The following is a 13967-nucleotide window of genomic DNA, read 5'->3' on the forward strand; positions in this document are numbered from 1 at the left end:
TAATTAATCATTCAGTTGTAAAGTAAGTTCTTTAGCCCAGAAAAGTGCATCAAGATATGCAGCCAACAGTGCATCGGCACTCACAATAGAATAATCAATTGCGGACCAGTTGCCGCGCTCATAATTCAACACCTGATTGAGTGCCATGCCAGCGACACCTTCTTTGAGCAGCAGGGCGGAGTGCAATTCTTCACTTAGCGGCAAGTCTTGCAATAACACTTCAAGCGGTTTATCCATCAATGCATCAAGAGTAGAAAATAGGCCTGCAGCAAAAAACACATCGGCATGACCTTTGTAATATTTTGCTAGCAATTCACACATTCGTCCTCTAATCATGGCGGTAGTGCGTAGCTCATTAGGTTTGTTATCGAGTCCAGACAGGCATAGCAGACTGGCCCAGGTTTTGATTTTGTTTTGGCCCAGCATCACAATGGCTTGTCGAGTGCTACCAACTTCACGAGGAAGACCAAAAAAAGCAGAATTGATTAAACGCAGCAGTTTATAGCTTAAAGCAACATCTTGATTAATGATTTCAGCCAGTTCATCAACCTCAACTTCTGGGTCCTGTAACTTAACTAACAATTCCATTAAAGTTTGAGCAGCGGGAGCGATTTTTTTATCAAAACTGGTGTCGGGCAAGGTATAGAAAAAACCCTGCAACAAATCAATATTGTGTAATTGGCACATGCTGAATTGGTTGGCTGCATTCACATTTAACGCGCATAAGACGGCATGCTGTTGACGCCATTTCGGTAAATTTGCGGATAACTCGTCTGCAGAAAATACATCTAAATCAATCAATAAGGTTTGGCTTTCACCGACGGAAGATGTTGCGTTAGCAGCGTAGCTGACATGCGTAGACGCCGGTTTGGATAATGATTTTTCATTTGCTTCGATGATCAGATCAATACCGGGCATTGAATAATCAAAAAGTGCTTGTTGCCAGGATGCCGGGATAGTTAATAAGGTTTTTTGATTGTGATTAATCGCTTGCAGAATGTCAGAGAGCTGCGATAGGAATTCAGGAACTGGCGCATCCTCATCCAGCGTATTACCGTTGGTATCGAGAAATGTCAGATGGTAGCTATCCACATCAAGTTTTTTGGAAATAAACAACGGCTGGCGGTGAATGAGACCGTTAAAGTGTTTTAGTGAGTCGTATGCCGTGTAGATTTCCGTCATGTAAATCCGCTCTTTTAAAAATTAGGTTCGATTAATAGGTTTCTCTTCCAGAAAATGCATGAGAAAGTGTACCACTGTCAACATACTCAAGTTCACCCCCCAATGGAATACCATGTGCCAAACGCGTCACATAAATGTCTCTTGCCCGAGCCAGTTCGCTGATGTAATGCGCTGTTGCCTGTCCTTCAACAGTAGGGTTAGTCGCCAGAATAACTTCAGTGACGGTTTTTTGTTCGAACCGTTCAATCAGAGCGGGTATGCCGAGCGCTTCAGGGCCAATACCATCTAGCGGGGATAAATGACCAGTCAGCACAAAATATTGGCCTTTATAATTTGTTGCTTGCTCAATAGCTATAACGTCACTAGGCATTTCCACAATACACAGTTGATCTTGGCGGCGGGAACTGTCACTACAACGACTGCAAATATCAGATTCACTTAATATTCGGCAACGCTGGCAATGTTTTACATTCGCCAATGCTTTGCTCAACATTTCAGCCAGATGTTCGCCACCGCTACGGTCACGCTCCAGCAAATGAAATGTCATTCGCTGGGCTGATTTAGGTCCTACGCCGGGTAAACAGCGCAGAGCCTGAATCAGTTGATCAATACTGGGTCCGAGAGTTGCCATATTTACGAACTAGAAAGGCATCTTCATGCCAGGAGGCATCATACCGGCCATACGTTCCTGAGTCGTTTTCTCAACTTGTCTCACCGCATCATTAACTGCTGCGGCAATCAGATCTTCAAGCATGTCTTTATCATCCTGAAACAGGCTGTCTTCAATGCTCACACGTTTTACATCATGTTTGCCAGTCATAGTGATTTGCACCATGCCACCACCCGCCTGACCGGTAACTTCTACTTGGGCCAGCTCTTCCTGGGCTTTTTGCATATTGGCCTGCATTTGCTGGGCCTGTTTCATCAGATTACCTAATCCACCTTTCATAGGAGATCCTTTTTAAAGTTATAAGGGTTTAATTGTTGTGTCGATTATACGGGCATTAAATGCATTTTTGATCTGCTCAACTACCGGATCATTGTGTATGGCATCCACCGCATTTTGTTGAACTTCAGCAGCTTGTTGCGCACGTTCTGCAGCCAGTGTTGGCACATTTTCCGTGTCTGTTGCTTCCGTAAACACCAGTATGACTTCCACATTTAGCTGTTTACTGACTGCAGCTTGTAATTTAGCGACTGACTTTTCATTGGTCAGATGTTGTAATTCTGGTGCAACTGAAAGATAGATTTTTTGATTATCAGTACGGATGAACGCACAGTGATCGGCAAGCTGTCTGGCAAAAGCCGAGAGTTTTAACTGGGCGATCAAAGCCGTCCAGTTTGCCGTCGTTAAACTGACAAGCTGCTCTGCAGAGTCTGCTCCCGATAATTCTACTGCCGTTTTTTCAGGTTTATTTAAAGCTATAGAATCCGTTGGATGTTCAACCGGAGCCTCATTGATTTCCAATGGTGCTATGTCCGCTTGAGGTTTAGCTGTGTTTTGCGGTACTAATTCAGTTGCACGATTAATGGTGGTTTCTGGAGAATTGGCTGTTGGAATTGATTCTACAGTCGCATGTTCAGGTGCCATTGCAGGCACTGATTTGGAGTCAGCTTGCGGCTTTTTTACGGGGGGCTGCCCCAAATTGGCATTTACCGCTTGTGGTTGGAAGCTCAACATCCGCAACAAGGTCATTTCAAAACCACTACGTGGATCAGCCGCGTAAGGCATGTCGCGTTTACCATGCAAGGCAATCTGATATAGCAGTTGCACCGTTTCCGTGCTGAAAATATTAGCGAAATTCTGTAAAGCCGCGTCATCTTGCTGGTCAAGCGATTCTGCATCTGCAATCAATTGGATTGTTGCAATGCGCTGCAGACTGGTCATCAAGCCATCAAGTACCACAACAAAATCACGACCTAAGGAAGCAAGTTCGTCAGTATGTGCCAGCAGTGCTTTGGCATCTTTGGCTGCAAAGGCTTCGAGTAACTGAATCAATTGTTGCTGTGACACACTGCCCAGCATCTGGCTGACAATTTCAGCTGTTACCATTCCACCAGCAAAAGCAATCGCTTGGTCAAGAAGGCTCAACGCATCCCGCATACTGCCGTCGGCAGCAAAAGCAATCTGGTTTAATGCTTCAACTTCAAACTCAATGTTTTCTTGCTGCAGGATAAATGCCAGATGGTCAGCGATTTGTTTGATATCCAGTCGCCGCAAATTGAATTGCAAACAGCGCGATAAAATCGTTACCGGCAGTTTTTGCGGATCGGTGGTGGCAAACAAAAATTTAACGTGGGGAGGGGGTTCTTCCAGCGTTTTTAACAAGGCATTAAAACTGCTGGTAGACAGCATATGCACTTCGTCAATCAGATAGACTTTGTATCTTCCGCGACTTGGCGCGTATTGAACATTATCGAGCAACTCACGGGTATCATCGACTTTGGTGCGCGATGCCGCATCCACTTCAATCAAATCTACAAAACGTCCACTGTCGACTTCCACGCAGCTGTTACATACACCGCAGGGGGTTGAGCTGATGCCTTGTTCACAGTTGAGAGATTTAGCGAAGATTCTTGCTAAGGTTGTTTTGCCCACCCCACGAGTGCCTGCAAACAAAAACGCATGATGCAAACGATTTTGATCGAGACCGTTGATCAGCGCGCGTAATACATGCTGCTGGCCGACTACCTCGGCAAATTTTTTGGGGCGCCACTTGCGGGCCAGTACCAGATAACTCATGTAGCTTGTCAGATACCCAATGTGGTCATAAGGGTGGTGACCCAAACCAGCCCAATCTCGGCGCCCGAGTCCGATGGCTGCGCTGCTCCCTTCCGGGCCTGACGTGGTAACCAACATATCGTCGCGAGGAGACCGGCTGGGCCACCATAGAGTTGGCTATTCTATGCTTTTTTTGGCTTTAGTGCCATGCATCAAGCCAATAAAAAACGAGAAATTTAGAGAAGACAGCGTATGAAAATAAACAGACCAACACATACACGCGCAAAAGATTATTTAGGGCATGACTTGAGGGTAAATCGATTGGTATAGAGAGGTGGTGTTTTGCTTAAGATGTTCTTGGCGTAACTAATTGAATTAAAATTAATTTAGTTACATTGGTTTAATTGGCGGAGAACGAGGGATTCTCGACGTTATCGACTAAGCTATTGATTTAATTCGATCCTGCGATTTCGGCCAACCTTGTTTTGTAGCATGTAAACGAGAGTGAAATAATAACTCATAACGGGCTTATTTGCGGTCTTTTGGTAATTTTATGCTTTTTGTTCAGTTATAAGATTGTCGTACATGACTAAACACCGGTCCGGGCTTGTATTCACAGGAAAAGTTCTTCACTTCTTTAACTGGTCCCGAAAAACTGTCGTGAGTAAACAAAACTCCATAACTAGTATTAATAAATGTAGGCATGTAATTACTACTTCTAAAGTATGTGATTCGTTGTTCTTCAGTCTGTGTTGATCTAGAGCTTGCCATAAGAATATATCTATCAGGAGAATATTCCTCAATCAGAGCTATTCCAAAAGGACTCTTATTGACACTGTTTGCGAACTTCATTATTTCTGATGAGCATTCCGCAAGCAGAGATGAAAGCTGGTTATCTGAAAGGGATTTCATGTTTTGGCTCGTAAGAAGTCGTTCAGCTCTTTCTTTTTTCATCACGCTCTTTGGTGGCTTTGGCTTCTTCAATATTTTGTTGTTTTAAGAGTACTTTTTGTTCTTCAGCGAGCCTCTTTTTTTCGGGCATCTGATAGATACCATATGCTATTACCAACAGCAGAATTAGACCTATCCACATCATGAGCCACGACCAATCATATGTGGCGGTTGAAGTTGATGTTGAAGGGTTAACACCACAGTGTTCACATACTGTTAATCGAGTTGAAGTGGCTTTTTTACAGTTAGGGCAAGCGATTATTGTCAAGTGAAACTTCCATGTTCATAGCTAAAAATCTGTTTATATCACAGTAACTTCATTCCTTGAATAAAGAATTCACGTCACCCAGCTTTTCGATAAAGCTTCGGCTTGCTCAAGAACCAAGTCAATTGCGCCTTGGGCTTTATCGGGTGGATATTTGTACTTTTGAAGAATTCGCCGGATCAAGATGCGTAATCGTGCTCTGACACTCTCACGAACTTGCCAGTCAATGGTGGTGGACTTTCGCAGGCTCTCGGTAACTTCAACAGCGATTTTCTTCAGGATCTCGTCGCCTAAATCACGTAAGGCACTTTCATTGTTGGCCAAGGCATCGTAGAAGGCAATTTCATCAGGATTTAGCCCAAGTGCAGCATCACGCTCCATTGCGGCTTGAAAATCCTTGGCCATCTGTATGAGTTCTTCGATAACCTGTGCAGTTTCTATTGCCCGGTTATTGTATTTGCGTAGCGTTTCTTCCAACCGGTCGGCATATTTCTTTTCCTGAACCACGTTATTTCGAGTTTTAGCCCGAATATCATCTTTAAGAAGCCGTTCCAGCAATTCAACCGCCAGATTCTTATATGGCATCTGCCTGACGTCTTCCAGAAATTCTTCAGACAGCAAACCGATGTTGGGTTTATCTAAACCACATAAAGCAAAAACATCATCGACCCCTTGGGCAACAATGGCATTGTCCAGGATCTGTTTGAGCGCTGAATTTTTCTCCGCTTCACTCAGTTTGCGATCAATGGTGGTTGTTTTAGTGATTGCAGTTTTAACGGCAGATAAAAATGCCACTTCTTTTTCCACTTCTTTGGCTGCATCAAGCGTGGCACAGAGTGTTCGTGCCTTACTCATCGCTAACACCGTATCCAAAAAGCGTTTTTTACCATCCGGCAGTCCCAGCACGTAGTTGGCTGCGCCAATTAGCAGTTCATGGGGCCTAGTCTCAAATTCACTGTAATCAAACCCTTCCCCATGCTGACCTTTGGCAAACATACCGCGAACGATGTCGAGCTTCTCCAGCAAAATGGCGAAGGCTTCTTCGGCATTGTGGGTTGGAGTACCTCTGCCTTTGGAATCGGTGTAATTCTTAAGTGCCTGTTTCAGTTCATTGGCGATGCCAATGTAATCCACCACCAGACCACCTGGTTTATCTTTAAAGACCCGGTTCACTCGGGCGATGGCCTGCATAAGATTATGTCCCTTCATCGGCTTGTCCACGTACATTGTGTGACAGCAGGGCGCATCAAAACCTGTTAACCACATATCCCTGACGATAACGAGTTTCAATGGGTCATTCACAGCTTTAAAGCGCTTCTCGAGCCGTTTTTTGGTCATTTTGTTGTATATGTGCGGTTGCAATAATGGCTTGTCTGACGCTGAACCGGTAATGACTATTTTGATGACGCCTTTCTCTGGATCGGGATCATGCCATTCGGGGCGGAGTTTGATGATTTCATTGTAAAGCTGGGCGCAGATGTCGCGGCTCATGCCGACGATCATTGCCTTACCTTCAATGGTGGCGTTTCGGGTTTCAAAATGGTTGACCAAATCTTCAGCAACTTCTGCCAAACGGGGTTCAGAACCAACAAGTTTCTCCAGCCTGCTCCATTCGCCTTTGGTTTTCTCTCGGCCACTGAGATCCTCATCGTCTTCGACGATTTCTTCGACCATATCTGATAACTCTTCGATCATGTCACGGTTAATGTCGAGCTTAGCCAGACGTGATTCGTAATAAATCGGAACCGTTGCGCCGTCATCCACTGCATCCTGGATGTCATAAATTGACACATAATCCCCAAACACAGCGCGGGTGTCTTTGTCTTCACTGGAAATGGGTGTACCGGTAAAGCCAATAAAAGCGGCATTGGGGAGAGCGTCGCGCATGTGTTTGGCATAACCGAACTGGTAGCTACCATCTTTTTTCAAAGTGGCTTTGAGTCCATACTGGCTGCGGTGTGCTTCATCAGAAATTACCACGATATTGTGCCGATCGTTGAGAATCGGATGTCCCGATTCATCATCAAGCAGAGCGAATTTCTGCACGGTGGTAAAGATAATGCCGCCGGATTCACGTTCAGCAAGTAATTTCCGAAGGGTATCGCGGTCTTCAGCTTGCACCGGTTCCTGTTTGAGTAACTCCTTGGCCCCTGAAAACGTTGCGAATAACTGGCCATCCAGATCGTTGCGGTCGGTTACCACGAGCAAGGTCGGATTATTCATCTCCGGCTGTTGTAGTAATTTGCCGGCATAACAACACATTGAGATGCTCTTTCCGGAACCTTGCGTATGCCAGACCACACCGGCTTTTTTACTGCCTGGCTGTACTTCATCGCCATATATGGCCCGTTTATCTGCTGCCCAATTTTTGATTGGTGCTTGTGCAGCGATAATGGTTGCTCTTACTGCTTCACGTACTGCATGGAATTGATGGTAACCAGCAATTTTCTTGATCAGAACGTCTGAGTCGGTTTCAAAGAGAACAAAATATCGAATGTAATCCAGTAGCAGTTCACGGTCAAAGAAGCCCCGCACCATTGTTTCCAGTTGCCACTCAAGCATTGGCTTATCGTCTTCGTGCTTGAGGGTACGCCAAGGCATGAAACGTTCCGGATTGGCTGTGAGCGAACCCAGTCGTGCTGTGTAACCATCGCTGACCACCAACGCTTCGTTGAAGATAAACAGATCGCTGACTTCGTCTTTGTAAGTCTGGATTTGGTTAAACGCACTCCAGACATCGGCTGAGTCACTCGATGGACTTTTCAGTTCCAGTATTCCAATTGGCAAGCCGTTAATGAAGGCGACTATATCAGGGCGTCGGGGCTGTTTGGTACCTAAGAGTGTGAATTGGTTTATGGCACGAAAGCGATTATTGTCCACCGAACTGAAATCAATCAGAAACGCATGGTCATGGATGATTTTTTCTTCGCGCTTGTAATCGACCGGTACGCCCTCCAACAACATTCGGTGAAAGCAGCGATTACTCATCACTAAATCAAGACTTTCTGGCTTGCTGACAATCGCAATGGCTTGTTCGACCGCTGAATCAGGCAAGAGGGGGTTGATACGCCGAATGGCCGCTTCCAAATCAGATAATAAGAGTACTTGCCGATAATCTTTGCGTTCTGGCGAAACACCATCAAAAGCAATATTGGGACCATGTCCGGTTTCCCAGCCGGTCTCAGCAAACCAGGTGAGGCAGAGTTGTTCCAGCTGGTCTTCGGTCATCACAAGTCCTTTCGTTCTATCAGTCGCTGTCTTTGAGCAAAATAAAGTGTTCAATGAGGTGAATCATCAAATCTTTCTGCCCTGGTAAGCTCTCGGCCACCAATAATGCCAGCGCAACCAGAGTGTTGTCATTAATGAGTTGCTCGACCGATTTGGCCAGTAGATGTTGATTGACCCGCAGATACCACAGAAACAAAAATGAACCGCTACGCTTATTGCCGTCTGCGAGGGGATGATTCTTGATTACGAAGTAAAGTAAATGTGCGGCACGGCTGGCGATGTTGGGATAAAACAGCTCATCGCCGAAGCCTTGTTCAATCGTGGCCAGAGCGGATGCCAAGCCATCGCCTCGCAACTGCCCAAACAGTTCGGTTGCTTCACCTTTAGCAATCAGGGTACGTTTCAGCTTTTCAATAGCCACCAGCACATCATCTAATGCCAATGGCTGCATGGTTTCTTGCTTTATGGCAACACTGGCAAGGCTCTGTTCATCGTAACCCTGTAATAAACTCCAAGAACGGGCATAGTCACTGATAACCAGCGCTACGGCTTCACCCTCAGTCGAGACCAACCCTTGATTGGTCAAGGTTCGGCTGAGTAGGTTAACTGCCTGTTCAAACTCAATGCCACGTTCGGCCAAGCGACGTTGGTTAATTGTGTAACCTTCGATAAGATGATCTTTAAGGACGCGAGTGGCCCATTGCCGGAATTGCGTGGCGCGTTTCGAGCTGACCCGGTAGCCCACTGAAATGATGGCATCAAGATTATAGTGTTTGATGCGCCGACGAACCTTACGATTACCTTCCTGACGAACTACCGAGAAATCCTCGGTAGTTGCCTCTTCCTCTAACTCACCATCAAGGAAAATGTTTTTCAAATGCAGACTGATATTGTCTGGCGATGTATCAAACAACAAAGCTATTTGAGTCTGTTGAAGCCAGACTGTTTCTTTGTCCAGCGCGACCTCTAGCTGCGCCTGACCATCACTGGAGATGAATATTTGGATTTGTTGGTCAGTCATGAGTCACCAGCACCATTACCCACATCAAGAATGCGGGCGATGACGCTATCACGGTTCTCTTCAGGGTAGCTGTGTCGACGAAGCAGTGCACGTGTCTTTGTTTTTATTTCCGATTGAAGCGACTCTCTATCCATCCAGTCTACTAATTTACGGCTTGCTAGAACTCGAGAAATTTCTTTGGAGAGCTCTCTCAGACTTTCAGGACTAAGTGCGTTATTTACATTAAAAGTTACCAGAAGATCGGTAACTGACCTGTGGGTCTCTTCAGTAGGCTCTTGTATTTGGGGCGCTTTCTTTATGTCATCTGTAAATACTTGAGGTGGGTGCGAAGGCTCAGGCCTGCTTTCCTCTTTGTAGTGTTGGTCCGTCATTAAGGCATTACAGTAGTCTGCTGCCCCGATCAAATCAGGAAACAAACTTGCATGATGTACATTCATACGCCTTAGATGTCTAAGGCATTCTTTTTGACCATCGTTTTTGATGTATATCTTACAAAGATACCTCGCCAAAATTGCAGGTTGTTGGGCCTCATCGGCATCCTTAAGGCTATCAATGGGAAATTCGTCACTCAAGAGTACCTCAGAAAGCTTATTCTCAATAGTTGAATCGTATGGAGAAAAGGTAAAAAGTCCTGCTTGGCTAACTAATCTGCCATGATCATCTTTACGCGGTTCAATTACACGAATTTCAGGACAAACTTCATCATTAGCCACGAATGTTTTGTTGAGTGCATAAACGGCCCTGTATGGATTATCTTTTTCGTCTGGACTGTCCTCTTTTGCAAATGCAAAAAAAAGTGCTACGTAAGGTGAGTGGGTCCAATCAAGTAATGGTGTCATTAGGCCGTGATGCTGACCAATGGACCAAAGTTCATCATCATTATCATCCACGCCATCTTCTAAAAGCGAATGATCTGCCGTGCGCCCCCTTATTGCTTTCCGAAAAAGCTTGAGCTGCTGTTCTGAAAGCTCCCGTGTAATGATTGCATTCTTTGTCAACCGGCCAAGTGTTGGGGTCATATTCCAGTCAAATCGGCGATGTCCTCGGAAGACCCATTCTGTCACACGAGCATCGAAAAAAGGACTCTCCAATAGTTCAACAAAACTCTGCCAACTTTCGATTCTGGTAACTGGGATACGCCCACTAAACTCGTCAGAGAGAATATCGAAGCTCTCCTCTGGATTTTGGCTATTCCAGACTGGTACCTTTTCCCAATTAGGCTCTTCGCTCATTAATTACCCCCGGACTTATAATTAGTTGAGCACATCGACATGTTCAGCATCCTTGGCCTCAGTAACCGTCAATTCGCCGGAAAGAAGTTTTGGTAGAAGGGCATCTCGAGTCTGTTCAAGCGACGCGCTTTCAATTTTCAGGTTGGCGATACACTCGAAATATGGGCGAGCAATATCGTGGAAACGGTGCAAAACTTCGTCAGTTGGGATAATCGAAGTTAATGAGGCTACTACATCAGCCCGAACAGCTGGATAAGCGCCACCATCTGCAAGGTGGGCCAATTGGTTGATTGACTCATCGCAAGTCGCAGCAATGTAAACAAACTCTGATAAGGCTTTGTGTTTTGGTGTCAGGACAGCAAATCCGGTGCTTCCGGTGAGTGCACTTGAAGATCGTTTAATGAAAGCGAATGAGCGATTGCCTGGTCTGACAGTTCCAATGATCGTGTCGTCCTCAGATAGTATGCGACGGGCCCTGCTTGGGGCATCATCTGATACATATTTTGTTACGGTCTCAATGACACCATTTTTAGTGTTTGCCAAGTCAACATAATCAATTTCTGGTGGCAGTGTGCGTTTCGACCAAGTGTTTTTATTGAGATGAGCGAGATCATTCAATGTGCCAACTGACCACCCAGCCGGGATCTCACCCAACTCGCTGTCATGCATGGCTGATGGGAACAGTTCGGCAGTGGTGCGGAGTTCGTTGTATTGGTCGGGGTGTTCGGTGGCGAGTGCGGCTGCGTCTTTGCCGGAGATGGCTTGCATGGCGGCGAGTTGGGCGTCTTCTTCGCTACCACCGGCTTCAAGTGCGGCGATTTTCGCTTTGACTGGCTCGAAATCAACAAACCAACTTTTAAAAATGGCCTGAGCCATTTGTTCGAAGGTTTGGTTGATTTGCTGGTTGAGTTGGATTTTGTCGTCGATCTTTCTAAGGAAGCCAGCAGCTTGATTGGCAGTGATTGGTGGAATATTTGGAACCTGTAATCTCTCAATCAATGCCCCACTGATATTGGGCTGTGCAGAACCGTAGGCGGTGCCAATGAAGTGTTGGTAACCAGTTGGAGATGAAGTTAGATAATAAAAGAAATCCTTTGAATACTCGCAGTCACCTTTTAGTTGTAATCGCCCAACACGTTGGTTTATTGCACACTGAGGTTGCTCTCTACCGATTCGAACTACCTTGCCTACATTGGCTCCAGTCATTGCAATAAGCACATCATCAGGTTCCGTTAAGAATTGCCCTATCCTTGGGTAAAGACTTGGCTGAATACATTCATAGGAGTTGAGGTCTACAAAGCCACCGCCGGTAACATTTGCAATCTTGACGACGGGTATGCCATCTTCTCCAAAGTCCTTGCTCTTGAAGGCAAATCCTCCTTGAACCTTGGCAAAGTGCCCAAGCTCAGCACTCATATCCCAGCCCCCTAAAATTTCTTCTTATTTGAGCTTCCAGTCGATCGCTTTCGGCAAATTGTTCGCTTAACTGTGCGGTCAGTCTCGCCATCTTTTCAGAAAATGGTTCGCCATCATCCTCTTGGTCTGCTGCGCCTATATATCGGCCGGGCGTCAATACAAAGTCATGCTTTTTAATTTCGTCGAGGGTGGCCGATTTACAGAAGCCAGGAATGTCTTCGTAATGGTTATTGCCTTGCCATGCGTGGAAGGTGTCGGCAATCTTGGCGATGTCATCAGAGGTGAAATCACGCAAAACCCGGTCACGCATAAAGCCAAGGTTACGGGCATCAATAAACAGGAACTCATTGCGGCGGTCACGTTTTTTCTCATTGAGAACCAAGCCATTGGCTTTGTCTTTGGTCAAATACCAAATGCAGGCCGGGATTTGCGTGTTGGTAAACAGCTGGCCGGGCAGGGCAACCATACACTCCACCAGATCGGCTTCTACCAGCCGTTGACGTATTTCACCTTCACCACTGGTATTGGAACTCATTGAGCCATTGGCGAGCAGCAGTGCCAAGCTGCCAGTCGGGGCAAGGTGATGCAGCATGTGTTGCAGCCAAGCGAAGTTGGCGTTGCCTTTAGGTGGTGTGCCGTATTGCCAGCGGACATCGTCGGCCAGTGATTCACTCCACCAGTCTTTGATATTAAATGGCGGGTTGGCCATGACAAAGTCGGCACGCAGATCGGGGTGTTGGTCATCGGTGAAGCTGTCGGCGTTTTTCTTGCCAAAGTTAAAGTCAATTCCACGAATCGCCATATTCATCGCGGCCAGCTTCCAAGTAGTTGGGTTGGACTCCTGACCGTACACCGAGATGTGTTTCTTTTGCTCTTCGGCGTCGTAATGTTGCTCTTTGGCGTGTTCTTCGATGAACTTGTCGCTGGACACGAAGAAACCGCCGGATCCCATTGCCGGGTCATAAACACGGCCAGAGTATGGCTGCAACATTTCAACAATCAGCGTGACGATGCTCTTAGGAGTGTAATACTGACCACCTTGTTTACCTTCTGCGAGGGCGAACTGACCAAGGAAGTATTCGTAAACGTGACCGAGAATGTCTTTACTATGCAAATTGAGCTGCTCGCCACTGAATACCGGCTTGGTGAACGATGTGTCAGAGAAGGTGTTAATCAAGCCAATCAGTTTGTCGTTGTCGAGTTGGTATTGGCTGATGCGGTTGAGAATGCCTTTAAGCTTGGTGTTGCTTTTCTCAATCTCCTCCAATGCGTTGTCGATAAGCCATGAGACTGAACGCAATTTCACATCTGCACCAGCATCATCCTGCCAAATTACTGATCCAATCGGCAGTACGGCTTTTACTTTAAGCGTATTCCAACGGGCGGCTTTGGGTACCCAGAAGACATTGGCTTCACGGTAATAGTCCAGCAACTCCAGTTCCTCATTTAACGCCTGCTGATAGTCAGCATCACTGCCGTAATCATCACGGGGCATGAAATAGATGTTGTCGTCAGTGTCGGTCTGGAACAACTCCAGCAATTGCTCTTGACGCTCTTCAAAGGCATCGGAGACGTACTTCAGAAATATAAGGCCGAGCACCACATGCTTGTAGTTGGCGGCGTCAAGGTTGGCGCGCAGCTGATCGGCGGCTTTCCAGAGTTTGTTATCGAGATCGTTGAGAAATTGCTGCTCCGTATTGTTCATCTGTCTCTCTTGTTTTTTTTACTAATCATGATCCGTCATGTGAATGACGATTTTTTACTCGGGCAAGCTTACCAGTGAATGCGTTAATAGGCATCTGAAAAACGCATCTGGGGATCGTATGGCACGTTATTTTTTCTGTCATGTAGGTTTGTTTAGGAATGGAGCTTGGACGCAATAGGCGATCGCTGGTTGGTTATGGTGCATATGTATTCATCAACTGTGACTTAAAAAAAACGATTTGCTAT

At 46.0% G+C, this 13967-nt stretch carries 10 protein-coding genes and 1 other RNA gene; all 11 read right to left on the reverse strand.

Annotated elements, in window-relative coordinates; translation table 11 throughout:
- Positions 1 to 3: 3 nt before the first annotated feature.
- Positions 4 to 1182, reverse strand: a complete 1179-nt coding sequence (locus tag A9E74_RS05895) for an EAL and HDOD domain-containing protein (RefSeq protein ID WP_069295713.1) — start codon at positions 1180 to 1182, stop codon at positions 4 to 6.
- Positions 1183 to 1213: 31 nt separating this feature from the next.
- Positions 1214 to 1813: a recombination mediator RecR gene (recR, locus tag A9E74_RS05900; protein ID WP_069295714.1), complete on the reverse strand. Its 600-nt coding sequence runs from the start codon at positions 1811 to 1813 to the stop codon at positions 1214 to 1216.
- Between the two features lie 9 nt (positions 1814 to 1822).
- Positions 1823 to 2131 (reverse strand): YbaB/EbfC family nucleoid-associated protein, encoded by a 309-nt coding sequence (locus A9E74_RS05905; protein WP_069295715.1) that lies wholly within the window; start codon positions 2129 to 2131, stop codon positions 1823 to 1825.
- Between the two features lie 18 nt (positions 2132 to 2149).
- A complete protein-coding gene (dnaX, locus tag A9E74_RS05910; protein ID WP_069295732.1) occupies positions 2150 to 3925 on the reverse strand; it encodes a DNA polymerase III subunit gamma/tau in 1776 nt (591 codons plus the stop codon).
- 41 nt (positions 3926 to 3966) lie between these two features.
- Positions 3967 to 4063, reverse strand: an RNA gene (ffs, locus tag A9E74_RS05915) — signal recognition particle sRNA small type.
- A gap of 775 nt (positions 4064 to 4838) precedes the next feature.
- Positions 4839 to 5123 carry a hypothetical protein gene (locus A9E74_RS14230; protein WP_141696770.1) on the reverse strand — a complete coding sequence of 95 codons (285 nt, stop codon included), beginning with the start codon at positions 5121 to 5123 and terminating at the stop codon, positions 4839 to 4841.
- Between the two features lie 69 nt (positions 5124 to 5192).
- Positions 5193 to 8348 (reverse strand): type I restriction endonuclease subunit R, encoded by a 3156-nt coding sequence (locus A9E74_RS05925; RefSeq protein WP_069295717.1) that lies wholly within the window; start codon positions 8346 to 8348, stop codon positions 5193 to 5195.
- A gap of 19 nt (positions 8349 to 8367) precedes the next feature.
- On the reverse strand, positions 8368 to 9369 hold the full coding sequence (locus A9E74_RS05930; protein ID WP_069295718.1) for a virulence RhuM family protein/type II toxin-antitoxin system death-on-curing family toxin: 1002 nt from the start codon (positions 9367 to 9369) through the stop codon (positions 8368 to 8370).
- Positions 9366 to 10601 carry an FRG domain-containing protein gene (locus A9E74_RS05935; RefSeq protein ID WP_069295719.1) on the reverse strand — a complete coding sequence of 412 codons (1236 nt, stop codon included), beginning with the start codon at positions 10599 to 10601 and terminating at the stop codon, positions 9366 to 9368. Before A9E74_RS05935 ends, A9E74_RS05930 begins: the two co-directional genes overlap by 4 nt.
- A gap of 21 nt (positions 10602 to 10622) precedes the next feature.
- Positions 10623 to 12017, reverse strand: a complete 1395-nt coding sequence (locus A9E74_RS05940) for a restriction endonuclease subunit S (RefSeq protein WP_069295720.1) — start codon at positions 12015 to 12017, stop codon at positions 10623 to 10625.
- Complete coding sequence (locus tag A9E74_RS05945) at positions 12007 to 13722, reverse strand: class I SAM-dependent DNA methyltransferase (protein WP_069295721.1); 1716 nt, start codon at positions 13720 to 13722, stop codon at positions 12007 to 12009. Before A9E74_RS05945 ends, A9E74_RS05940 begins: the two co-directional genes overlap by 11 nt.
- Positions 13723 to 13967 lie beyond the last annotated feature (245 nt).

Origin of the sequence: Methylophaga muralis (genome assembly GCF_001720165.1) — a bacterium.
GTDB classification, from domain to species: Bacteria; Pseudomonadota; Gammaproteobacteria; order Nitrosococcales; family Methylophagaceae; genus Methylophaga; species Methylophaga muralis.